This is a genomic window from Caldanaerobius polysaccharolyticus DSM 13641 (genome assembly GCF_000427425.1).
GTDB classification, from domain to species: domain Bacteria; phylum Bacillota; class Thermoanaerobacteria; order Thermoanaerobacterales; family Caldanaerobiaceae; genus Caldanaerobius; species Caldanaerobius polysaccharolyticus.
The window spans coordinates 720,919-746,292 of sequence record NZ_KE386494.1 but is presented as its reverse complement, the minus strand read 5'-3'; the positions used below and the strand labels follow the sequence as shown (position 1 = coordinate 746,292).

Annotated in this window: 18 protein-coding genes and 1 pseudogene; 16 read left to right on the top strand and 3 right to left on the bottom strand. The window is 40.1% G+C overall.

The window, feature by feature from the left end; all coding sequences use genetic code 11:
• From CALPO_RS15230 to CALPO_RS0104500, 14 genes and pseudogenes are all read left to right on the top strand, one after another.
• Positions 1 to 902: pseudogene (locus tag CALPO_RS15230) on the top strand (glycoside hydrolase family 127 protein); the annotation flags it as partial.
• The gene (locus CALPO_RS15225; protein ID WP_407638219.1) at positions 894 to 1,316 is read left to right on the top strand and encodes a hypothetical protein; all 423 of its coding nucleotides are present in this window, start codon (positions 894 to 896) and stop codon (positions 1,314 to 1,316) included. The pseudogene CALPO_RS15230 and the gene CALPO_RS15225, both read left to right, overlap by 9 nt.
• A gap of 102 nt (positions 1,317 to 1,418) precedes the next feature.
• Positions 1,419 to 1,499, top strand: a complete 81-nt coding sequence (locus CALPO_RS15220; protein ID WP_456059074.1) for a hypothetical protein — start codon at positions 1,419 to 1,421, stop codon at positions 1,497 to 1,499.
• A 366-nt stretch (positions 1,500 to 1,865) separates the two neighbouring features.
• Positions 1,866 to 3,854, top strand: a complete 1,989-nt coding sequence (locus tag CALPO_RS0104550; RefSeq protein WP_026486278.1) for a beta-galactosidase — start codon at positions 1,866 to 1,868, stop codon at positions 3,852 to 3,854.
• 33 nt (positions 3,855 to 3,887) lie between these two features.
• Positions 3,888 to 5,870 carry a glycoside hydrolase family 31 protein gene (locus tag CALPO_RS0104545; protein WP_026486277.1) on the top strand — a complete coding sequence of 661 codons (1,983 nt, stop codon included), beginning with the start codon at positions 3,888 to 3,890 and terminating at the stop codon, positions 5,868 to 5,870.
• 443 nt (positions 5,871 to 6,313) lie between these two features.
• The gene (locus tag CALPO_RS0104540) at positions 6,314 to 8,161 is read left to right on the top strand and encodes a beta-L-arabinofuranosidase domain-containing protein (RefSeq protein WP_026486276.1); all 1,848 of its coding nucleotides are present in this window, start codon (positions 6,314 to 6,316) and stop codon (positions 8,159 to 8,161) included.
• Positions 8,162 to 8,415: 254 nt separating this feature from the next.
• Positions 8,416 to 10,020: an extracellular solute-binding protein gene (locus CALPO_RS0104535; protein WP_218915143.1), complete on the top strand. Its 1,605-nt coding sequence runs from the start codon at positions 8,416 to 8,418 to the stop codon at positions 10,018 to 10,020.
• Between the two features lie 72 nt (positions 10,021 to 10,092).
• Positions 10,093 to 11,055, top strand: coding sequence for an ABC transporter permease (locus CALPO_RS0104530; protein WP_245589884.1), 963 nt, complete (start codon positions 10,093 to 10,095; stop codon positions 11,053 to 11,055).
• A 52-nt stretch (positions 11,056 to 11,107) separates the two neighbouring features.
• Positions 11,108 to 12,010, top strand: coding sequence for a carbohydrate ABC transporter permease (locus CALPO_RS0104525; protein ID WP_026486273.1), 903 nt, complete (start codon positions 11,108 to 11,110; stop codon positions 12,008 to 12,010).
• A gap of 436 nt (positions 12,011 to 12,446) precedes the next feature.
• Positions 12,447 to 13,925 (top strand): alpha-N-arabinofuranosidase, encoded by a 1,479-nt coding sequence (locus CALPO_RS0104520; protein WP_026486272.1) that lies wholly within the window; start codon positions 12,447 to 12,449, stop codon positions 13,923 to 13,925.
• Positions 13,926 to 13,974: 49 nt separating this feature from the next.
• The gene (locus CALPO_RS0104515; protein WP_035172167.1) at positions 13,975 to 15,246 is read left to right on the top strand and encodes a glycoside hydrolase family 27 protein; all 1,272 of its coding nucleotides are present in this window, start codon (positions 13,975 to 13,977) and stop codon (positions 15,244 to 15,246) included.
• A 2-nt stretch (positions 15,247 to 15,248) separates the two neighbouring features.
• Complete coding sequence (arfA, locus tag CALPO_RS0104510) at positions 15,249 to 16,760, top strand: arabinosylfuranosidase ArfA (RefSeq protein ID WP_026486270.1); 1,512 nt, start codon at positions 15,249 to 15,251, stop codon at positions 16,758 to 16,760.
• Between the two features lie 86 nt (positions 16,761 to 16,846).
• On the top strand, positions 16,847 to 18,802 hold the full coding sequence (locus CALPO_RS0104505) for a glycoside hydrolase family 127 protein (protein WP_026486269.1): 1,956 nt from the start codon (positions 16,847 to 16,849) through the stop codon (positions 18,800 to 18,802).
• A gap of 25 nt (positions 18,803 to 18,827) precedes the next feature.
• Positions 18,828 to 20,237 carry an arabinan endo-1,5-alpha-L-arabinosidase gene (locus CALPO_RS0104500; protein ID WP_026486268.1) on the top strand — a complete coding sequence of 470 codons (1,410 nt, stop codon included), beginning with the start codon at positions 18,828 to 18,830 and terminating at the stop codon, positions 20,235 to 20,237.
• A gap of 4 nt (positions 20,238 to 20,241) precedes the next feature.
• Here the strand turns inward: CALPO_RS0104500 and CALPO_RS0104495 are convergent, their stop codons facing one another.
• From CALPO_RS0104495 to CALPO_RS0104485, 3 genes are read right to left on the bottom strand one after another with little or no spacing between them, the layout of a single operon-like run.
• Positions 20,242 to 20,979 carry an ABC transporter permease gene (locus tag CALPO_RS0104495; protein ID WP_218915142.1) on the bottom strand — a complete coding sequence of 246 codons (738 nt, stop codon included), beginning with the start codon at positions 20,977 to 20,979 and terminating at the stop codon, positions 20,242 to 20,244.
• On the bottom strand, positions 20,948 to 21,796 hold the full coding sequence (locus tag CALPO_RS0104490; protein ID WP_245589883.1) for an ABC transporter ATP-binding protein: 849 nt from the start codon (positions 21,794 to 21,796) through the stop codon (positions 20,948 to 20,950). The genes CALPO_RS0104495 and CALPO_RS0104490 overlap by 32 nt, the downstream gene beginning before the upstream one ends.
• 14 nt (positions 21,797 to 21,810) lie before the next feature.
• On the bottom strand, positions 21,811 to 22,851 hold the full coding sequence (locus tag CALPO_RS0104485; RefSeq protein WP_026486265.1) for an aliphatic sulfonate ABC transporter substrate-binding protein: 1,041 nt from the start codon (positions 22,849 to 22,851) through the stop codon (positions 21,811 to 21,813).
• A gap of 208 nt (positions 22,852 to 23,059) precedes the next feature.
• On the opposite strand from CALPO_RS0104485, the gene CALPO_RS0104480 reads away from it, so the two are divergent.
• On the top strand, positions 23,060 to 24,730 hold the full coding sequence (locus CALPO_RS0104480; RefSeq protein ID WP_026486264.1) for a ribulokinase: 1,671 nt from the start codon (positions 23,060 to 23,062) through the stop codon (positions 24,728 to 24,730).
• Positions 24,723 to 25,367: an L-ribulose-5-phosphate 4-epimerase gene (locus tag CALPO_RS0104475; RefSeq protein WP_026486263.1), complete on the top strand. Its 645-nt coding sequence runs from the start codon at positions 24,723 to 24,725 to the stop codon at positions 25,365 to 25,367. The genes CALPO_RS0104480 and CALPO_RS0104475 overlap by 8 nt, the downstream gene beginning before the upstream one ends.
• Positions 25,368 to 25,374: the final 7 nt, after the last annotated feature.

The following is a 25,374-nucleotide window of genomic DNA, read 5'->3' as shown; positions in this document are numbered from 1 at the left end:
CTGAGTAAGTACTTTATTGATGAGCGAGGTAAAAAGCCCCTTTACTTTGAAATAGAGGCACAGGCCCGAGGGAATAAGAATTTCTACAGCATGTGGGATGAGCTGGGGCCAAGTTATTTTCAGGTGCATTTGCCAGTAAGAGAACAGACCAGCGCAGAAGGTCACGCCGTCAGAGCGGTTTATTTGTGCTCTGGTATGGCTGATGTAGCTGTAGAATCCGGAGATGAGAGCCTGATTCAGGCGTGCAAGAAGTTGTGGGATAACATAACAACTAAAAGGATGTACATCACAGGTGGTATTGGCTCCATGTCTATAGGTGAAGCCTTTACATTTGACTACGATTTGCCTAACGATACGGCCTATGCTGAGACCTGTGCAGCGGTGGGCCTGGTGTTTTTGCCCACAGGATGTTGCAGATTGATCCTGACAGGCGTTACGCTGATATTATGGAAAGAGCGTTATACAATTCAGTGATCAGCGGGATGTCATTGGATGGGAAAAAATTCTTCTATGTAAATCCTCTGGAAGTATGGCCTGAGGCGTGTGACAAGAATAAAGTTAAAGCTCACGTAAAGTATACTAGACAGCCGTGGTTTGGATGCGCTTGCTGTCCTCCCAATGTAGCCAGGTTATTGACATCGTTAGGCAAGTATATTTACTCTACAGGGGATAATGAGTTATATATACACCTATACGTAGATAGCGAAGTGCAGGCGAAAATTTCGGGAAAAGAAGTGAAAGTAAAGCAGCAGACCCAGTATCCGTGGGATGGCAGAATAGCAATAGATATTTGTGCTGAGAGAGAAGCAGAGTTTACGCTGTTACTGAGGATTCCTGGTTGGTGCAGAGATACAAAGGTCAGGGTCAATGGAGAAGAGATAGAGATAGGTGCAATGAACAAAGGCTATGTAAGTATAAAGAGAAGGTGGGGAAAAGACAAAGTAGAACTGTTGCTATCAATGCCCGTATTAAAGATGAGAGCGAATCCCAATGTAAGGGAAGATGAAGGAAGGGTTGCTATACAGAGAGGGCCTGTTGTCTACTGCCTTGAGGAGGTGGATAACGGTTCAAATCTGAACAACATAGTATTGTCTAAAGGAAGTAAATTTGAGGTAGAATACGAAAGAGATTTGTTAAACGGGGTGTGTGTGATAAAGGCAGAGGCAGAGAGAGAAGATTATGGGCCATGGGGAGAAGAGCTGTATAAGGCAGATGTTAATGTGTCGTATAAGCCTGTGAGCATAAAATTTATACCGTATTTTGCATGGGCTAACCGAGCGCCAGGCGAAATGATGGTGTGGGTAAGAGTAAAATAAAAATATTTTAGAATTATTAGATGGTGTCCTTATGCTTCTAGCGAAATAAGGGCACCATTTGTTTGTAAAATAAGGCACAAAAACTAGCCTTGTTTATAGGCCATCTATACAACTACAGAAGTTACTGAACGTCGTATATACACGCTGATACACGATCCTGTATACAGGCTTGGAGCTGCGTAGACAAATTGTGGGTTTATCTATTAAAAAAATTTTGTTATGGAGGATACGGGACTATAAAAACGTAATTTTATAAAAATTTAATAGTGAAGAAGGAATTTTAGCATTCTTGTAGAATACAACTGGATATACGTACATTTCAATTTTTATTAATAAGTTATACGAATATAAAGACAAACCATACATTCTTTATTTAAATATGGAATTTAAAGAAATAATATTCAAATACCTATGTTAATCGCATTTGTCTTTTTGTCGAAGTATATTATTCAAGGTATGACTGCAGGTGCAATTAAACAATAGTAAAATATAAAGTAAAATATAAATTATAACTAAGGTCAAACATAACCATAGAAAGGATGAGGAGTTATGTTTTATGGCGCGGATTATTATCCGGAGCACTGGCCTGAGGAAAGATGGGAGACTGATGCCCATCTTATGAAAGAAGCTGGAATAAATGTAGTTCGCCTCGCAGAATTTGCGTGGGCAAAGCTAGAGCCCGATGAAGGCCTGTATGATTTTTCATGGCTGGACAAGGCTATAAGTATTCTGGCAAGACATGGTATAAAGGTGATTTTAGGTACGCCTACAGCGGCACCTCCAAAATGGCTTATAGACAAACATCCTGAGATATTACCTGTTGATAATGATGGTTATGTGAAAGGATTTGGTTCCAGAAGACATTATTGCTATAACAATCCTGTATATCGACAATATACAAAAAAAATTGTAACAGCTATGGCTGAACATTATAAAAGCAATTCCAATGTAATATGCTGGCATATTGATAATGAATTTGGCTGCCATGATACTACGGTATGCTATTGCGATAACTGCTTAGAGGAGTTCAGGAAATGGTTAAAAGAAAGGTATGGTAACATAAATAAATTAAATCAGTCATGGGGCACGGTGTTTTGGAGCCAGATTTATAAGGATTGGGATAGCGTTATAGTACCCAGAAAGGCTGTCACATCCCATAATCCCTCCTTGCTTTTAGATTATAAGCGCTTTTCATCGGATTCAGTCGTAAAATACCAAAAGCTTCAAATAGATATACTTAGAGAGGTTACACCTGATAAAAAAATTACACATAATTTTATGGGCCTTTTTAACCAAATAGATTATTATCAACTGGCCAAAGACCTGGACTTTATTTCGTGGGATAATTACCCTATAAATCATTTTAGCGACAAAAGCGACCAGATAGCTGCCAATATAGCGTTGTCCCACGATGTAATGAGGGGTGTTAAAAAGAAAAACTTCTGGGTTATGGAGCAACAGAGTGGTCCTACGGGTTGGGAGGAGATGGGCAGGCAATTAAAACCAGGCGAGATGAGACTTTGGGTATATCAGTCTATAGCCCATGGTGCAGATGCTATAGTTTATTTCAGGTGGAGAGCATGCACTTTTGGTACCGAAGAATATTGGCATGGCATACTTGATCATGATGGGGTTCCGAGAAGAAGATACCATGAGGTGAAGCAGATAGGACAAGAACTGCAAAAAATCGGGCCTTTGATCGAAGGATCAGAGATAAAAGCCGAAGTGGCCATAATCAGGTCTTTTGACAATGAATGGGCCTTTGAAATACAACCTCACAAGAGAGGATTTAAGTATATGGAGCAGATAAAGAAATATTATAAATATTTTTATAGCAGAAATATACCTGTAGATATAATAAGTCCTGAAGATGATTTGTCAGGTTATAAGCTTGTTTTAGCTCCGGGCCTTATAATGGTCAATGAAAAAATTACTGATAACATAAAGAATTACGTGAGAGGTGGAGGTACTTTCCTTACTACCTGGAGAGCAGGGGCTAAGAGGTGGGATAACAGGATGAACGATCAATCCCTTTTGGGTCCGTTAAAAGATTTATTAGGCATAGATATAGAGGAATATAGCATAATACCTGACGATGAAAATATTAATATAATTTTTGGAGATAACGAAGGAACTGCTAATGTATGGTTTGATGTTATTTCACCTGTTACTGCAGAGGTATTAGGAGAATATAAGTCGGACTATTTAGCAGGTAAAGCTGTTATTACTGTTAATAAGTACGGTATGGGTAATGCTTATTATGTAGGGACCATTCCGAGTGATGGTATAATAAAGGAACTTCTGGACAAAGTTACAGAGAAATGCAATGTATCTGTCACTGAAATAAAGGGTGATGAAGGAATAGAGATATTCAGGCGGATAAAAGGTGCCGATGAATTCTATTTTGTTTTGAACTTCAATAGAAAGCCATCTACAATAATTATAGATAAGCCAATGATGGATATTTTGACAGGAAAATATATAAATGGTGAAATAACATTGGAGCCATTTGGAATAAAAGTATTAAGCAACAAGTAAAGTTGGTCAAATCCATATTGGAGGAGGAGAAATATGGAAAGTATATTCCGGGTTGAAGGAAATCGCCTTATACGTGAGTACGATGGAGAAAAGCTTTGGATTGAACCTTGGGGTGAAAACAGCTTGCGATTACGTTGCACCATGGAAGCAAAAATGCCTGAAGATAGAGAGTGGGCTCTTTTGCCACAGCATAAAAGCAAAGTCGAAATCAAAATTGATGAAAAATGTGCATCGATTACCAATGGTAAGCTTACATGTCGTATAAATGAATATGGCTTTGTGAAGTTTGAAAACGAAAAAGGAGAAACATTGATTGCCGAACGCTGGCAGAATAGACAAGACGTTAACAACCGACTTAAGCCAATACCAGGTGGTTTATATAAAGCGACAGTGCGTTTTGAAGGAGTTGAAGGAGAAAAGTTTTATGGACTAGGGCAACGACAGGAACCATTTTTAAATTTAAAAGGCTGTGAACTCGAACTGGCGCAGCGTAACTCCCAGGTAAATATTCCTTTTGCTTTATCAAACCGTGGTTATGGCTTTTTATGGCATAATCCAGCTTACGGGCGTGTATCATTTGCTAGAAATTGTACTACATGGGTAGCTGAAGTAACGCCATTAATTGATTATTGGGTTACCGCAGGAGATACTCCTGCTGAAATTGTTGAAAGATATACGCAGGTCACAGGTCGACCACCAATGATGCCTTATTTTGCTTCAGGATTCTGGCAATGTAAGCTGCGGTATCGCACTCAGGAAGAGTTGCTTGAGGTCGCGCGGGAATATAAACGCAGAGGATTGCCTATCTCAGTGATAGTTATTGATTTTTTCCATTGGCCGCAGCAGGGTGAATGGTATTTTGATCCGAAATATTGGCCAGATCCTGAAGGGATGGTAAAAGAGCTTAAAGAAATGGATATCCAGCTTATGGTTTCAATTTGGCCTACTGTAGATCCACGTAGTAAAAACTATAGTGAAATGAAACACAAGGGGTATCTTGTACGAACTGACCGTGGTATTCGCACCCAAAAGATTTTTCAGGGAAATGAGGTGTTTGTTGATTTTACAAACCCTGACGCTCAAAAATATGTATGGAATAAGGTTAAAGAGAATTATTTCAAATATGGTATACGAATCTTTTGGCTTGATGAAGCTGAGCCAGAATATTCGGTTCACGATTTTGACAACATACGTTATTACTTAGGTCCAAACTTAGAAGTTGGTAATATATATCCAATGCTTTATGCAAAGGCTTTTTATGACGGAATGGTGAAAGAGGGCATTAACGATGTTATTAATCTTGCGCGTTGTGCTTGGGCTGGAAGCCAGCGTTATGGAGCTGCTGTATGGTCTGGTGACATCCATTCAAGTTTTGAAACTTTGCGTAAACAGGTGTGTGCTGGCCTTAATATAGGACTTTCTGGAATACCATGGTGGACAACAGATATAGGTGGATTTTTTGGAGGCGACCCCCAAGATGAGAAGTTCCGTGAATTAATTATTCGTTGGTTCCAGTATGGAACATTTTGTCCGATTTTCAGATTGCACGGACATCGATTACCAACAGGAGAGGACGCTGGAGGTGAAGATACAGGTATATATGATGTTGATACTTGTGGGCCGAATGAAGTATGGAGCTTTGGAGAAGAAGCTTATGAAATAATAAAAAATTTGCTATTTTTACGAGAAAGACTGCGTCCTTACATTATGGAACAGATGAAAACTGCACATGAAAAAGGCACACCACCAATGCGTCCGCTATTTTATGATTTTCCAAATGATAAAGAAGCTTGGAACATAGAGGATGAATTTATGTTTGGTCCAGATATTCTTGTTGCTCCTGTACTTTACGAAGGTGCAAGGTCAAGAGAAGTTTATTTGCCGGTAGGTACGGAATGGAGAGAAGTTAATTCAGGCTTAGTTTATAATGGCGGGCAATATATTAATTGTAATGCACCGCTGGATATTATACCGTTGTTTACTAGGAAAGATGCTAATCTTCCTATAAAGGTTTGATTTAATGAACGCTGTGTATCTTGATTAACTAGTCAGGATATACAGCATTTTGTTTAGAATTGCTTACTGTCGGTTACCGTATATATTCTATAAACAGAGAGACATAGAGTTGGCCGATTCACATTGAGATAAAGGTATTTTTAACACATATAGGAGAAAAATGGAGAGAGAATGAGAAATTACGAGTAATGTTCTAGAAAAAAAAAAAACGGCGAATATTCAATGAATTTGGCCAAATTTGGACTTTGAAAATGTTTTTATAAAAGAGTATTCTAAATGTAGAAAATAGAAATATACGTACATTTTAATCTTAATTTACAAAATGTACGTATACTGTAGAAAAAGAAAGGAAGGTGGTATACAATAAAAACGCTTTTTAGGTAATAAATGTAAAGAACGAAGAATAATCGAGGAAGAGGATTATTTCGTTTCACAGGATATTGATGTTTGGGGAGGTGCTTGTTATACCAAGTGACATTTATAAAATAAATTCTTTTAAATATAAGAATGTAACTCTTATGGATAGTCATTGGAAAAAGCAATTTGATGATGCTGTTGAATTTTATCTTAATATACCAAATGATAGTCTTCTTTTTGGTTTTAGGAAAAAGGCTGGATTTGAAACACCAGGACAGGAATTAACTGGGTGGTATGGTATTGATGGTGATATATTTGGTCAAATAGTGGGCGCTCTTTCTAAAATGTATATCATTACACAAGATATTAGATTAAAAGAAAAAGTGTATTATCTTATAAACGAATGGGCAAAGTGCATAGATGAAGAAGGAAATGGAATGTATCCCCATGGTAATAAAAGCTCATATATATATGAAAAGTTACTTGGAGGACTGCTAGATGTATATGAGTATATAGGATATAAAAAGGCTATAGAATGTGCAAGTATAATTACTGATTGGGCAATTAAAAATTTAAAAAGGAACATAAAAAGAGATGGTATTCAGGATAAAGAAATAACGGACTCTCAAATGATCGAATGGTATACTTTACCAGAGAACTTATATAGAGCTTACGAATTAACAGGAGATGTAAAATATAAAGCATTTGCAAATGAATGGGAGTATGATTTTTATTGGAATAAGTTTTTGGATAAAGAATTTAAGATAGGTCCGAGACACGCATATAGTCATGTAAATACTTTAAGCAGTGCTGCACGAGCATATGAGGTAAAGAAAGAAAAAAGGTATTTAGATATTATAAAAAATGCATATGATGAGTTAACAACAAAACATATATATGCAACAGGAGGATATGGGCCGGCAGAGACTTTGTTTGGTGAAAATGAAGGATATTTAGGGGATGCACTAAAATCGACATGGGATGAAACATTAAAAAACCCGTTTTATACTACATTTTTTGGTGGCAAAAGAGTTAGAAGTGATACGTGGGGTAATTGTGAAGTTTCATGTTGTACTTGGGCTGTCTTTAAATTATGTAATTATTTATTACAGTTTACAGGGAATGCTAAATATGGTGATTGGGTAGAAAAAATGTTATATAACGCAATTGGTGCTCTATTACCTATAGCACCTGGTGGTAAAATTCAATATTATGCAAATTATTTTATTGATGGCGCTGTAAAAACAGTTGAGGATAGACGACTTCAGAATGGGGGTGCAAATTTTGCATGGCAATGCTGCACTGGAACTTTTCCCCATGACGTAGCTGAGTACTATAATCTTTTATATTATTATGATGATGAAAGTTTATACGTTAGCCAATACTTGCCATCTAGAGTTAAATGGGAAAAGGATTCCGTAAATATTGAAATACAAAACTTCTCTAAGTATCCTGAAGAAGATAAGGTGAAATTTGTAATAACAACAGATAAAGATATTGAATTCTCTTTTAAATTTAGAGTACCATCTTGGGTAAAAAGAGGGGTAAAAGTAAAGATAAATGGAGAAGATATTGAGCTTAATGCGAGAGCCAATGAATGGGGTGTTATATCAAGAAAGTGGCAAAATGGGGATATTGTATCAATTGAATTTCCATTTCATTTATACTTTAAAGCAGTTGACAAACAGAACCCTGATATCGTTGCACTTTGTTATGGACCTGTAGTTTTAGTCTGTGATGAAATGACCATTTTAAAGGGAGATGTTAATAATCCAGGGAATTGGATAGAAAAAATTAGTAATGAGGATATGATTTTTAAAACTAAAAAGGGACACGATTTGGGTTATAGCTTTATAACAAGAACTTTTAGGCCTTTTTATAAAGTTGGAGAAATGAAATGGTACTATATGTACAATCGCATAGTAAGTGAGTGATTTCATACTAATTACATTTTCATAAGCAATTGCTCACTTTTTTGATATAGTTTTCATACAAGCAATTAGAAAAAATTCAATTTGTAAGAAAAGGAGAGTGGTAAAGTATCGTCGTGAATACATGATCACGAACTTTTGCCTTAAATTACAGATTGAACAAAGAGGTGGTTTGGAAGTGCTGATTAAAATAATTACATTATTATCGCATTAAAAACTATTATTTTTAAAAAGTAAAATATGAGGAGGAAATAAAGATGAAATTGAAAGGAAAATTGGCTTTATTTCTTGTTGTGCTAATCGTTACATCTTTGCTTGCAGGATGTAAAAGCAGCAAAAATACCAGTGCGACTTCCAATAAAACTTCTACGAATCAGGTAGTGCATTTGAAAGCGATTGTTGTTAAACATGCGCTTACTAAGGATGTTAATAAAATGGAATGGCTTACAAAAATGGAGAAGGATGCTGGCGTTGAAATTACATGGCAGCAAATTTCCAGTGACTGGGATCAAAAGAAAGGTACATTACTTGCCAGCGGTGATATACCTGATTTAATCATTGGGCCAGGAGCAATTACAGACAGCGACTTTTCGCAGTTTCCGGGACTTTTTCAAGATTTAACTCCGCTTATCGAAAAGTATGCTCCGAATATTCAGAAAATGTTTTCTGAACATCCTGAGCTTAAGGAGATGTCAACACAACCTGACGGCAAAATTTATGGTCTCCCTAAGTACCAAAGGTTTTGGCCTAAGACTGCTACCAGACAATATATAAATAAAGTTTGGCTTAATAAATTGGGTTTGAAGGAGCCTACGAACTGGGACGAACTTTATAATGTACTCCTAGCTTTTAAGACGAAAGATCCAAATGGCAATGGTAAGACCGACGAAATCCCCATGGATTGGGCCCCAGGTACAGGATTTTTTAATGCTCAGGTTATGCTCGGTGGTGAGGGCATTACTCTTTCAGGTCCGAATGGGTTTTATGTAGATAATGGTGTAGTAAAGAATTTTTATATTGACGAACGTTACAAAAAGTTAGTTGAATTCTTGCATAAACTTTGGAGTGCTGGTCTTATTAATCCAGAAGTTTTTACTCAAGATTATACTCACTATCAAAATCTTACACGTTCCCCAGATGCGCCTAGAGTTGGTTTTACCTTTGGTTGGATGGCTTCTGATAGATTTGGTCCTAAGTGGGCTTCACAATATGAATCATTGCCTCCTTTAAAGCCATTTGCTGATTATACGGGTAGGATAACATGGGAGTATGATTATAACAGTCTTAACTATGGTACTAATATGGTTGTAATGTCTGCAAAATGCAAAAATAAGGAAGCCGCCATGAAGTTTATTGATCAATTCTATAATCCAGTTAATAGTATTCAGGTACTGTTTGGATCTATTGGCCCTAATATACGTGACAATGGAGACGGATCATATACTGTATTACCACCCAAAGATCCTAATATGGATGCAGGTACATGGAAATGGACTAGCACATTAGCTGATAATGGTCCTATGTATATATCAGATTCAATTAAACTCAAGCTTCCATCCGATCCAGGTAATGTTATAGCTGAAACCAAAGTTCTTGATCCTTATTTAAATCAAATTGATCCTAAAAAAGATGTATGGCCTGGTATATATATCAAGTTTAATAGTGCTGATAACATGAGAATTGCAACCTTACAGACCAACTTAAATAACTTAACTTACTCAAAATGGTCTCAGTGGATAGTTAAGGGAGGTATTGACAAAGAATGGAATTCTTATATTGAACAGTGTAAGAAGGCTGGTCTAGATGAGATCACAAAAATTATGCAAAAATATTACGATAAATGGAAAGCAGCAAATAACTAATAAGATTATGTAAATTTTAGGGAGATGCTATGCCTATGGCATGGCATCTCCTGTGGGAGGGATGTTATATCTATGTATTTGAAATCTGAAATGGGTAATCCTAAAAGCAATGTTATAGTAATGCCTAAAAAAGCAAGTTTCATTAATAGTATAAAACGTGATTATCAGTTATGGTTAATGATATTGCCAGCCATTGTTGTAATTTTTATATTCAATTATATACCTATGTATGGTATACAATTGGCTTTCAGGGATTTTGATTTTTCTAAAGGTTTAACCGGAGGTAAATGGGAAGGGCTCATGTATTTTAAGATGTTTACTGATTCTTATCTATTTTGGACTTTGATAAGAAACACTCTTGCAATAACTGTTACTTCAATATTAGTAGGTTTCCCAGCTCCGATATTTTTGGCGCTGCTCTTAAATCAGATTAAAAATTCCCGGATTAAAATGACTATGCAGACAACGGTATACTTACCTCATTTTATTTCCACTGTTGTTATGGTAGGTATATTGGTTGTTCTTTTATCTCCGAATAGCGGTATTATCAGTCATTTATTGAAAGCAGTGGGATTGGGTAAGGTAGATCTTTTAGGATCTACGTCTGCTTTTGTACCGGTATATGTTGGCTCAGACATATGGCAGCATGCTGGATGGAACAGTATTATTTATCTGGCGGCACTTTCCTCAGTTGATCCACAACTTTACGATGCGTGTAAAATTGACGGCGCAAATAAGTGGCAGACTATTTGGTATGTTGATATTCCTGCTCTTGTTCCAACTATTGTGATACTTTTTATTCTTAGCATGGGAGGTATTTTAAATACGGGCTTTGAAAAAGTATTCTTGATGCAAAACAGTTTAAATCTTCCTGTTTCCGAAGTTATAGCCACTTATGTATATAAGATAGGAATTATTTCCAACCAATACAGTTATTCATCGGCGATTGGGTTATTTAACAATGTTATTAACTTTTTGTTCCTTATTTGCACAAATGCCATTGCAAGAAAGTTGGCAGATATCAGTCTATGGTAAGATTTTGACCTATATAGTATTAAAGTTGTGAAATAAATTGGGGGAATGTTATATGGTTTTTTCTAAAATTAAGAAAATGAATATATCCGATGTAATATTTGATATTATTGTATATGGACTATGTATTCTGATCTTTATAGTTATTGCTTATCCGTGCTATTTTATAGTTATTGCATCGGTGAGTAACGCGAATCTTGTTGCTACTGGTCAGGTTACATTATACCCCAAAGGCTTCAGCTTGTATGGATATAAACAAATATTTCAAGATGGTAGAATATGGATAGGATATAAGAATACTATTATATATACAGTGCTTGGAACTCTTGTTAATTTACTGTTTACATTACCCGCTGCATATGCTTTATCGAGGAAGGAATTTAGTGCAAGACGCGTTATCATGTTGTTTTTTGTTTTTACAATGTTTTTTAACGGAGGATTAATACCAACGTACTTGTTAATTAAGCAATTACATCTAATTGATACAATGTGGGTATTTATCATACCATTTTGTGTCAACGTCTTTAACCTTATAATAACTCGTACCTTCTTTGAAGAGTCGATTCCAAAAGAGTTATATGAAGCAGCATCATTAGATGGTTGTTCTCATTTCCAATTCTTCGGGAAAATTGTATTACCCCTTTCAAAGCCTATAATCGCAGTTATGGCACTTTATTACATGGTTGGGCACTGGAATGATTTCTTTACAGCTCTTATTTATATCAAAAGTGACAACTTAAAGCCGTTGCAAATTATATTACGTGATATTCTTCTTGTCAACCAGGTCTTTGCAGAGGGTGCTGGATTGGGTGGTAATGCGGGAGGTTATGCCCAACAGTATGCAGATGCGGTTAAATACGGTGTAATTATTGTTTCTACTGTACCAATACTTTTATTCTACCCCTTTATACAAAAGTATTTTGAAAAAGGTGTTATGATTGGATCTTTAAAAGGTTAATCCTTTGGCAAGCGGTGAATGTTTGCTATGGGGTTGGCAGTGGGAACCATTAACCGAAAGTAAGGTGCCTACCGTGAGGTGGAGCCTGGAGGAAGCTTGAGGTAAAGCTTCGATTGGATGAACGAAAATCGCATTAAGGTTGATTTGGTCGAAAGAGTTTGCATTACAAAACGAAGTCCAACACTGTCCGAACCCCATACAGTAAATGTGACAGGCAGATGGAATGAAAATTATCAATCTTACCTGGGCTTATTAAAACAAAAAAGGACCTGAATTTAAATAAATATGAGTTTTAAAGAAGGATTTTTAATATTTTTATAGAATTAAAATATTTAACTTGAACGTACATCAGCGTTTTTGATAATAAGATGTACGTAGGTCAAAATAAAAAGAATTACGAGGTTGGAATGCTTTTTGTTAAGAGAGGAGGTATTTTATGACTGAAGTTATTATAAACACCGATATAAAGAAAGGCAAAATAAATAAAAATATTTATGGTCATTTTGCTGAGCATTTAGGAAGATGTATATATGGAGGTTTTTGGGTAGGAAAGGATTCAGAAATACCCAACATAAATGGAATCCGCAAAGATGTTGTTGAAGCTCTAAGGGAGTTAAAAATTCCTGTTTTAAGATGGCCTGGTGGGTGTTTTGCCGATGAATATCACTGGAAAGACGGAATAGGGCCCTATGAGTCGCGACCTAAAAGGATCAATGTACATTGGGGAGGTGTGGTAGAGAATAATCACTTTGGAACCCATGAGTTTCTTGAGCTGTGTGAGCTCTTAGGGGCAGAGCCGTATATATGCGGTAATGTAGGAAGTGGAACAATACAGGAAATGAGAGAATGGATAGAATATATAACCTTTGACGGAGATTCCACTATGGCGAATTTAAGAGCAGCTAATGGGAGGACAAAGCCATGGAAGCTTAAATATTTTGGAGTTGGAAATGAGAGTTGGGGATGCGGGGGGAATATGCGCCCTGAGTACTATGCTGATCTTTATCGCAGATATTCAACTTATATAAGAGACTTTAGCGGAAATAAGATTTTCAAAATAGCTTGTGGGCCTAATGGTGATGACTATAATTGGACGGAAGTGCTCATGAGAGAAGCAGGGAGATTTATGGACGGACTAAGTTTACATTACTATACCATACCTGGTGATTTCTGGTTAGGAAAAGGTTCAGCTACCGATTTCGATGAAGACGAGTGGTTTATAACCATGAAGAAAGCTTTGCGCATAGACGAGATTATTACAAGGCATTCAGTTATTATGGATAGATATGATCCTGAAAAGCGAGTGGCATTAGTCGTGGATGAATGGGGAACGTGGTATGATGTGGAGCCTGGTACAAACCCTGGATTTCTCTATCAGCAAAATACAATGCGGGATGCTTTAGTTGCTGGTATACATTTTAATATATTCCATAAACACTGCGATAGAGTTAGGATGGCAAATATTGCTCAGACTATTAACGTACTGCAGGCGGTTATTCTTACGGAAGGTTCAAAGATGGTACTTACCCCAACTTATCATGTGTTCAATATGTACAAAGTTCATCAAGATGCAGAGTTATTGGATTTGGACATTAAAGCGCCTGAATATAGATGTGCAGGTGAAAGTATTCCTCAAGTAACTGCAACGGCTTCGATGGATAATGAGGGGAAAATACATATTTCATTGTGCAATCTAAATCCAAAAGAACCTGCAATTATTGAGTGTGAGCTTAGAGGAGAAAAGAAAACTAAAGTAACAGGAATAATATTAACCGCAAATGAAATGAATGCCCATAATACATTTGAAAGTCCGGAGAAGGTAGTGCCGCAGTATTTTGATGGAGCGAGTATAACAGACAATAAAATTAAAGTATTACTTCCGGCGATGTCAGTGGTCACATTAGAACTGGCATAAGAGAGGAGGATGAAAAATTATCAACAAAAAAGTTGCTTTAACCCCTCCCATGGGTTGGAATAGCTGGGACTGTTATGGAGCTAGTGTAACAGAGGAGGAGGTAAGAGGGAATGCTGAATACATGGCGAAATATTTAAAACCGTATGGTTGGGAATATGTAGTTGTAGACATTCAATGGTATGAACCTGGAGCAAGAGATTCCATATACAGGCCTTTTGTTCCATTACAAATGGATGAGTATTCGCGTCTGATACCTGCGGTTAACCGTTTCCCATCTTCAGCAAATGGGAAGGGTTTTAAACCTTTGGCTGATTATATACATAGCCTTGGTTTAAAATTTGGTATACATATTATGAGAGGTATTCCGCGACAAGCGGTCCATGCTAATACACCAATATATGGCACTAAAGTAAGGGCAAGAGAAATTGCACATATAAATTCTATATGTCCTTGGAATACAGATATGTATGGAGTCGATCCGACTAAGGAAGGTGCACAACAGTATTATGATTCTCTTTTCCAACTATATGCTGAATGGGGAGTAGACTATGTCAAAGTTGATGATATTGCTTATTCTAATATAGGATATGAACGCTATCATGCTGGTGAAGTTGAATTAATTCGAAATGCGATAGATAATTGCGGTAGAGAAATGGTATTAAGCTTGTCTCCGGGTCCGGCGTTGCTAGAATATGCTGATCATTTAAAACAACACGCAAATATGTGGAGAATTTCAGGGGATTTTTGGGATAGATGGGAGGATCTACTCGACGCATTTGAAAAATGTAATCAGTGGAGTAAACATGTGGGACCGGGACATTGGCCAGATGCAGATATGTTGCCAATAGGTCATATAGGCATTCGTTCACGGGAACATGGTTTTGGAGATCGCTGGACTCGTTTTACGAAAGACGAACAAATAACCTTAATGACACTTTGGTGTATTTTCCGCTCTCCCCTCATGGTTGGTTGTGAATTAAGAGATAATGATGAGTGGACGCTTTCGCTACTGACCAATTCTGAAGTATTGAGGGTACTGAAACATTCTCATTCTGGCCGCCAATTGTTCCGCTATGGACAGTATATTGCATGGATGGCTATAGATGAGGATGGTAGTTATTACCTTGCTGTTTTTAATACGGGACCAATAAAAAGCCGTGTGGAAATACAGTTAAGCAAGATGGAATTACCATCAGGAGATTACATAATGAGAGATTTATGGGCGCATGAGGATATGGGGATAGTAAATAGAACAGTAGTTCTGGATATTCCCTCGCATGGGGCAAGATTGGTTAAATTGACTAAAAAGGAGGAGAGATAACAATGGACAAAAAAGCAAAGATGATTTTAGACAAGGATTATAAGATTGGTGACATCGACAATCGCATATACGGTTCCTTTATTGAGCATCTGGGAAGGGCAGTGTACGGGGGTATTTACCAGCCCGACCATCCCGAGGCAGACGATATGGGCTTTCGCAAGGACGTCATAGATCTAGTCAAAGAGCTAAAAGTGCCGATTGTGCGCTATCCCGGAGGAAACTTTGTCTCAGGCTACAATTGGGAAGACGGAATAGGCCCAAAAGAAAAAAGACCCCGCAGGTTAGAGCTGGCGTGGAGATCCATCGAGACCAACGAAGTAGGCGTCAATGAATTCGTACAGTGGGCAAAGCGGGTCAATGCTGATGTGATGATGGCAGTGAATCTGGGTACACGGGGAGCGGATGAGGCGCGCAATCTGGTGGAATATTGCAATCACCCTGGTGGGACCTATTGGAGTGATCTCAGGAAAACCCACGGATACGACGAACCCCATAACATAAAGGTATGGTGTTTGGGCAATGAGATGGATGGCCCATGGCAGATATGCCATAAAACCGCTCAGGAATACGGCCGTCTTGCGTGTGAGACCGCAAAGGTTATGAAACTGGTGGACCCTTCCATAGAGCTGGTAGCCTGCGGCAGCTCCAACAGCAAAATGCCCACGTTTGGAGAGTGGGAAGCGACGGTCCTTGATTACACCTATGAATACGTGGACTATGTTTCGCTGCACACATACTACGGCAATCAGGAAGACGATATAGGCAATTATTTAGCCAAGTCACTGGATATGGATGAGTTTATAAAATCAGTGGTGTCTATTTGCGATTACATAAAAGCAAAAAAGAGGAGCAACAAGACAATCAATCTGTCCTTTGACGAGTGGAATGTATGGTTCCATTCCCACGAAGCTGACAAAAAGGTACAGCCGTGGACCGTAGCACCACCGCTTCTGGAGGACGTGTACACCTTTGAGGACGCGCTGCTTGTAGGATGCATGCTGATAACCTTGCTAAAACACGCAGATAGAGTAAAGATAGCCTGCCTGGCGCAGCTTGTAAATGTGATCGCGCCTATAATGACGGACAACAACGGAGGAGCATGGCGTCAGACCATTTACTATCCTTATCTCCACGCATCCAATTACGGCAGAGGCACGTCGTTGAAAGCCGTCATTTCATCTCCGGTATATGACAGCAAGGATTTTAGTGATGTGCCGTTGCTGGAGGCGGCGGCTGTGTTAAGCGAAAGCGGCAATGAGCTTACGATATTTGCGGTAAATAGAGATCAACAGGATTCTTTGCTGTTGGAGTGCGAGATAAGGGGTTTTGAAGGTTATAGGGTGGTAGAGCACATAGTGCTTGAGAATGAGGATCTGAAGGCTACCAATACAAAGGAGAATCCGTTTAACGTCGTACCCCATAGCAATGGCAAGGCGGCAATCGAGGATGGGGTAGTAAAAGCGTCTTTACCCAGGTTATCCTGGAATGTCATTCGCCTTGCAAAAAAGAATTAGTCTATTAATGTGTAACAGGCTGTCAAGAGGATTTTGGCGGCCTGCTTTATCATAAATCATCATAAAATAGAATGGAGTGAGAGATTATGAATAATGCTGCAAAATTTCAAGCAAAGCCCGTTTCGCTAAAGCAGGTAAAAATTAACGAGGGCTTCTGGTGGAATTATGTAAAATTAATTAAAGACGTGGTGATACCCTATCAATGGGACGTGCTAAACGATCGCGTACCTGGTGTAGAACCCAGTCACGCTATTAGAAATTTCCGCATTGCAGCAGGTGAAATCCAGGGCGAATTTGCCGGAATGGTATTTCAGGATAGCGACGTATATAAGTGGCTAGAAGCAGTAAGCTATAGCCTTGTCGTTTATCCTGATCCTGAACTGGAGAAAACCGCTGATGAAGTGATAGATTTAATTGCCAGAGCTCAGCAGAACGATGGGTATTTAGATACGTACTTTATCATAAAAGAGCCTGATAAAAAATGGACAAATCTGAGGGACTGCCATGAACTTTACTGCGCCGGGCACTTGATAGAGGCTGCTGTGGCTTATTACGAGGCAACAGGTAAGAGAAAGCTGCTGGATGTGGCATGTCGGCTTGCCGATCATATAGACTCTGTCTTTGGGCCGGAGCCGAGCAAGAAAAAAGGATATCCCGGTCATGAAGAAATAGAGCTGGCATTAGTTAAGCTCTACAGAGTTACTGGCGAAGAGAGGTATTTAAAGCTGAGTAAGTACTTTATTGATGAGCGAGGTAAAAAGCCCCTTTACTTTGAAATAGAGGCACAGGCCCGAGGGAATAAGAATTTCTACAGCATGTGGGATGAGCTGGGGCCAAGTTATTTTCAGGTGCATTTGCCAGTAAGAGAACAGACCAGCGCAGAAGGTCACGCCGTCAGAGCGGTTTATTTGTGCTCTGGTATGGCTGATGTAGCTGTAGAATCCGGAGATGAGAGCCTGATTCAGGCGTGCAAGAAGTTGTGGGATAACATAACAACTAAGAGGATGTACATCACAGGTGGTATTGGCTCCATGTCTATAGGTGAAGCCTTTACATTTGACTACGATTTGCCTAACGATACGGCCTATGCTGAGACCTGTGCAGCGGTGGGCCTGGTGTTTTTTGCCCACAGGATGTTGCAGATTGATCCTGACAGGCGTTACGCTGATATTATGGAAAGAGCGTTATACAATTCAGTGATCAGCGGGATGTCATTGGACGGGAAAAAATTCTTCTATGTAAATCCTCTGGAAGTATGGCCTGAGGCGTGTGAGAAGAATAAAGTTAAAGCTCATGTAAAGTACACCAGGCAGCCGTGGTTTGGATGCGCTTGCTGTCCTCCCAATGTAGCCAGGTTATTGACTTCGTTAGGCAAGTATATTTACTCTACAGGGGAAAATGAGTTATATATACACCTGTACGTAGATAGCGAAGTACAGGCGAAAATTACGGAGAAAGAAGTGAAAGTAAAACAGCAAACCCAGTATCCGTGGGATGGCAAAATAGCAATAGATATTTGTGCTGAAAGAGAAGCAGAGTTTACGCTGTTACTGAGGATTCCTGGCTGGTGTAAAGATGCAAAGGTCAGGGTCAATGGAGAAGAGATAGAGATAGGTGCAATGAACAAAGGCTATGTAAGTATAAAGAGAAGATGGGGAAAAGACAGAGTAGAGCTATTGCTATCAATGCCCGTATTAAAGATGAGAGCGAATCCCAATGTAAGGGAAGATGAAGGGAGGGTTGCTGTACAGAGAGGGCCTGTAGTGTACTGCCTAGAGGAAGTGGATAACGGTTCAAACCTGAACAACATAGTGTTGCCAAAAGGAAGTAAATTTGAGGTAGAATACGAAAAAGATCTGTTAAACGGCGTGTGTGTGATAAAGGCAGAGGCAGAGAGAGAAGATTATGGGCCGTGGGGAGAAGAGCTTTACGAGGCAGATGTTAATGTGACGTATAAACCTGTGAGCATAAAATTTATACCGTATTTTGCATGGGCGAACCGAGCGCCAGGCGAAATGATGGTATGGGTGAGGGAAAAGTAAAATTGCTAGAGGGGGAGTATGTATAGTGAGGAAATGGATATTTTTTGTTTTAACAGGGATGTTGGGAATTGTTGTGTCATCCTGTTCTAGCGATAACGGAGGTTCTTCTATAATTTACCCGAAAGAACCTCCCCGGGATCGCCTTTATGATTCATCTATAATAAATGACGAGGCAAAATGGGGCATGATGAATGTGCATGATCCATCTATTTTTAAGGATGGAGAGTGGTATTATATATTTTCGACAGATGTAAAGGTCGGTGGGATGCCGCGAGCTGGAATACAGGTACGAAAATCCAAAGATTTAATTCACTGGCAATGGGTAGGATATGCCTTGGACGGGGTGCCTGAGGAAGCAGAAAAGTGGACGGGTGCAACTAATTTATGGGCTCCAGATGTTACTAAAATAGGCGATACATATTACTTGTATTACGTAGCATCAACTTTTGGGAAAAATCAGTCTTTTATTGGTGTTGCCACCAGCAAATCCATAGAAGGACCATGGGAAGATAAAGGAGCTGTTTTAAAATCAAGGCAGGGTGATGAGTGGAATGCGCTGGACCCCAATATAGTTTACGATGCTGATGGAAATATATGGATGGATTTTGGGTCATTTTTCGGTGGTATATATATCATACAGCTGGACCCTAAAACGGGTAAGCCGCTGGAGGGCGCAAGGCCTAAGCTTATTGCCAGGCGAGGCGGACAGGATGCTATTGAAGGCCCGTATATTATCTATAATAAACAACAAAAAAAATATTATCTTTTTACATCTTTTGATTCATTGATGTACGATTATAACGTAAGAGTGGCGCGTTCTGATAGAATAGATGGCCCTTATGCGGATTACAACGGTAACTTAATGACGGACACCAGCTTAAATGCTGGCACCAAAATACTGAACAGTTATCAATTTGAGGGAAGCAATGGATGGGTGGCTACTGGACATAATTCTGTACTGCAAGACGGAAACGACTACTATATAATTCACCATGCGAGGGGGGATCAAGATACAAACTGGCCTTATCTTCATGTGAGGAAAATTTTATGGTCTGATGACGGATGGCCTATGGTATCCCCTGAGCGTTATGCTGGTGAATTTGAGCAACAGTTGAATAGAGAAGATGTAATAGGGGACTGGCAGATAATCGAGTTGGATAAAGATGATAATTCTCAGCTGACTTCGACAACTATTACTCTCCTCAAAAACGGCAAGATTGATAAAGGAAACGGCAAAGATTATTGGGAGTTTAGTGGCAAAAATAATGTAAAACTGTATTTTTATGATCCTGATCATGCACTTAAAGGCGCATACAGGATTGAAACAGCCAAAGTTATTCCGGCATGGGACTGGGAAAATTGGCGTCCCACTCTGGTATTTACCGGCTTTGATCAGAACGGTACAGCTGTATGGGGCAAAAGGATAAAACCGTGAAAGGTCATGTCCTATCAAGGCCCCACCTGTACCTTATTTTTGTCTCAACTTTTCCGAAAATCAAATTGTCAACCATAAGTCCCAACACGACTATTACTATCATTACCGCCATGACCTGGCTCATATCTGCCAGATCTCTTCCCACCATGAGGATCTGTCCTAGTCCCTTGGTGGCGTAAAGCATTTCACCGGCCATAAGAGACCTCCATGCAAAAGACCATCCCTGTTTCATCCCCGAGACTACGCTGGGCAAACTGGCTGGTATAATTACATTGGAGTATATTTTAAGTCCGTTCGCTCCCATGGTTTTAGCGGCTCTGATGTATAAAGGGTTTACGTTTTTGATTCCTGATACGATGGAGATAGCGATGGCGAAAGTAGAGCCTATAGCTATTACAAAAATAATTGCGCTTTCACTTAACCCATACCACAGTATAGCAAAAGGTAACCAGCAAACGCTTGGCAGGGTTTGAAGCCCCAATATTATTGGGTTTAAGTTTTCGTACAGGTATTTGAAGCGAGCCATAATTAGCCCAATGGTAGTACCTATTACCAGTGAAATGAAATAGCCTATGAGAAGCCTTTTCATACTGGCCAGCACCGCGACTCCAATGCTGTTATCGGCTATTAGGCTTACCAGTGTGCTAAATACGGAAAGAGGGGAGGGAAATGTGTACGGTTTCCATATCTTCAGCAAATCGACACCAAGTTTATAAGCCAATTCCCAGATTGCTATCAGCATTATATAAAACAGTGTCTTTTTTAATATCCCAGTCATCGTCGAACTCAGATTTTGCAACCTTTTCCACCTCTTCTTTCAATTCTTTCATTACGTCAGCTACTATATACGCCACATCCAGACTTCCCGACTGCCTTGGCCTTGCCAGCTGTACATTGTATATCTTTTTTATTCTTCCTGGATTAGCAGCCATTACAATAATTCTGTCTGCAAGCAGTACTGCTTCCTCTATATTGTGGGTTACAAATATTATGGTCTTTTTGGTCTCCAGCCAGATGCGCTGCAGTTCTAGCAATAGGATATTTTTTGTCTGGCTATCAAGGGCAGCAAAGGGCTCATCCATTAACAACACTTCAGAGTCCAGGGTCAATGCCCTGGCAAGGGCGACCCTCTGCTTCATGCCTCCTGACAGCTCGTGTACCAGTGAATTCTGGAATCTGGTAAGGTGAACCATTTTAAGGTATTTTAGCGCCTTTTCTCTTCTCTCTGTTTTTGGGATCCCGGCCATTTTCATGCCGAATTCTACATTATCGATGACCTTAAGCCAGGGGAAAAGGGCTGATTCCTGAAACATGACTGCCCTATCAGGCCCTGCACCTTTTATTTCAGTTCCATTTAAAAATACGCTGCCTTCTGAAGGCTTTTCTAGACCGGCTATAATATTGAGAAGAGTTGATTTGCCGCATCCTGAAGGGCCCAGCAGGCATATAAACTCACCTGATTTTATTTCAAGGTCAATGTTGTACAGGACGTGATTTTTCCCATGCTTATTTGCAAAACTTTTACTGACACTGGCGATTTTTAAGCTCAATATGTACACCTCTTTCTTTTAGGCTATTTGATCTGCGGCCTGCCTTCCTCTTTTAAAACCTTATTCAGTATGTCCAGGTTAAAAAGCCCTTTGAGGTCAGGTTTTTGTTTTAAAAAGCCGGTATCCAGTGATAGATTTACAAAGTCTACCACAGAGTTTCTTTCAGGGTCATAAGTTATCTTAAGCCTGTTAAATGAGCTGGTGAGTATGTCTTCTGACAAAGGCTTTTTTGTCAACTCGTTTAATTGGCTGTTTACAATCTCCATTGCTTTTTCCCGATTATTGTTTATAAATTCGGTCAGTTCTACATGGGTTTTTAGAAACTTTTCTACTATATCCGGGTGTTCTTTTATGAACTCCTTTCTTGCTATTACTACAGCAGTGGCGTAATTTCCGTTATTCAATATACTGTCGTAGTCCAGGACTATGTTGGCATTTACTTCTTTTATCATCCTTGAGCCCCATGGTTCTGGCACCAGAGCGGCGTCTATTTCTCCCCTATCCAGTAATACCTTTATATCGGGGTTTTCGGCCTGTACGATCTCTACTGTTCCTCCTTTGGTTATGTCTTTCAACCCATTTTCTTTGAGTATGCCTCTTAAACACAAATCCTGGGTGTTTCCAAACTGGGGGATAGCGACCTTTTTTCCACTTAGTTCTTTGAGATTTTTGATTTTAAGGTCTTTTCTGGAGATCAGTATAGCCCCTGCATCTGCAGCTCCTGCTATTATCTGAAGTTCACCATTTGACCTGGCGTATCCATTTACTGCTGGCCCTGGGCCTATGTACCCAATGTCTATTTGTCCCGAGAGCAGCGCCTCTATTTCAGCGGGACCTGCGTTGAACTGCTTCCATTCAATCTTGTTTTTCTCTCCCAACGCTTTTTGAAACTGACCCTGGGCTTTTCCTATCAGCGCCTGCGAGTGCGTTATGTTGGGGAAAAAACCGATTCTTATAGTGGAATTTTTGCTTTGTGTTTTTGTATCGCACGCTGTGGTAAAAGTTATTATCGCAAGGAGTAACGATATAACGGACAATGCTTTCAAAGCTTTAACATGGTACATGTGTTTCCTCCAATCATTAAATCCAAGTATTTCGATAAGATTTTGTTATTTTAAATTATATATTCTGATGCAGTTTTTGTCAACACAAAAATTTTTATTTTTAAGAGGAATTTTAAAAAGCATGTAGAATATATTAAATGTACGTACAATTGACGTGATATAAATAAATATACGAATAACTATTGTATCAGGTAAGGAGGAATTTTTTATGGCTAAATACTCTATAGGCGTTGACTATGGCACAGAATCCGCCAGGGCTCTGCTGCTCAATATAGACACAGCCCAAGAAGTAGCTTCGTCTATGATGGCATATCCCCATGGCGTTATGGATGAGAGGCTACCCGATGGCACGCGGCTGGGTCAGGATTGGGCGCTGGAGCACCCTGACGACTACATCGAGGTCCTCAAAGTGATTATACCCGATGTCCTGAGAAAATCGGGGGTAAACAAGGAGGATGTCATAGGCATCGGCATAGACTTTACAGCTTGTACCATACTACCCATCAAAAAAGACGGCACGCCCCTGTGCGATTTACCTGAGTTTGCTCATAATCCTCACGCTTACGTTAAGCTGTGGAAACATCATGCGGCGCAGCCTGAAGCCAACAAGTTAAACCAGATAGCTGCCCAGCGAGGGGAGGACTTCCTTTCAAGGTATGGAGGCAAGATATCGTCAGAGTGGCTGGTCCCTAAGGTCTGGCAGGTGTTAAACGAGGCGCCGGAAGTATATGAAGCCGCAGATAAGTTCATCGAAGCCACCGATTGGGTGGTCATGATGCTCACAGGCAATGAGAGGCGAAATAGCTGTACAGCGGGCTATAAGGCCATATGGCACAAGCGAAAGGGCTATCCTTCCAGTGATTTTTACAAAGCCCTTGACCCCCGTCTAGAGAATCTGGTTGATGAAAAGCTCAGTAGGGACATATATCCCTTGGGCACAAAGGCAGGGGAATTGAGACCGGAGATGGCGTCACTTATAGGTTTAAATCCTGGAGTGGCAGTGGCAGTGGGTAATGTGGATGCCCATGTATCGGTGCCTGCGGTGGGAGTGACGTCGCCGGGCAAGATGGTCATGGTGATGGGCACGTCCATATGCCATATGGTCTTGGGCGACAGAGAAGTGGAGGTGCCCGGCATGTGCGGCGTTGTGGAGGATGGGATAATACCCGGATTGTACGGGTACGAAGCTGGGCAATCGGCTGTAGGGGACATATTTGCATGGTATGTAGAGACGTGCCTTCCTTATGAATACAAGAGACAGGCCGAAGAAAGGGGAATTAGCGCTTTTGGGTATTTAAGGGAGAAAGCCTCTAGTTTAAAGCCGGGACAGAGCGGGTTGTTAGCCTTAGACTGGTGGAATGGCAACAGGTCTGTGCTGGTAGATGCTGATCTTACGGGTATGATCCTAGGGATGAATCTCACCACCAAGCCTGAAGAGATATACAGGGCTTTGATTGAGGCGACGGCCTACGGCACCAGGACCATTATAGAGGCGTTTAACCGCAGCGGTGTGGAAGTAAAAGAGCTGTATGCTTGCGGAGGTCTTGCGGAAAAAGATCCTCTTTTAATGCAGATATACGCTGATGTAACCAACCTGGAAATAAAGGTGTCGCAATCGGCTCAAACACCGGCGCTGGGTGCTGCCATGTTTGGTGCTGTAGCAGCGGGCAAAGAGAGGGGAGGTTTTGACAGCATATTTGAAGCAGCAAAAGTAATACCTCGATTAAAGGATACAGTGTACAGGCCGATACCTGAAAACGTGAAGGTATACGATGAGCTGTTTAAGGAGTACAAAATGCTCCACGATTACTTTGGCAGAGGGCAGAATGATGTGATGAAGAGGTTAAAAGCTATAAAGGAGAGGGTTGCCAATGCTTGAGGAGTTAAAAGAACGGGTATGGAAAATGAATCTTATGTTGCCAAAGAACAACCTCGTCACCATGACCAGCGGCAACGTCAGCGGTCGGGACGAGAAGACGGGGTATGTAGTCATAAAGCCCAGCGGCGTGTTATACGATGAGATGACCCCTGAGGACATGGTGGTAGTGGACCTTGAGGGAAATGTGATAGAAGGCAGGTTAAAGCCGTCAGTGGATACGGCGACGCACTTATACGTGTACAGGCACAGGGAAGACGTTATGGGAATTGTGCACACCCATTCGCCGTACGCTACTAGCTTTGCTGCTTTGGGCAGGCCTATACCTGTTTACCTCACGGCCATTGCCGATGAATTTGGCGGTCCTATACCGGTAGGACCTTATGCGCGAATAGGGGAGGAAGAGATAGGCAAGGCCATAGTTAAGTATATAGGGGACAGCCCTGCTATCCTGATGAAAAATCATGGGGTGTTTACAATAGGGAAGTCTCCTGAGGCAGCGGTTAAAGCTGCTGTTATGGTGGAGGATGTGGCCAAAACAGTGCATCTGGCATTGCTTTTAGGTCAGCCTGATGAAATACCTGAAGAAGAGGTTAAGAGGGCCCACGAAAGGTATATGACAAAGTACGGGCAGGGTTGAATAAGAT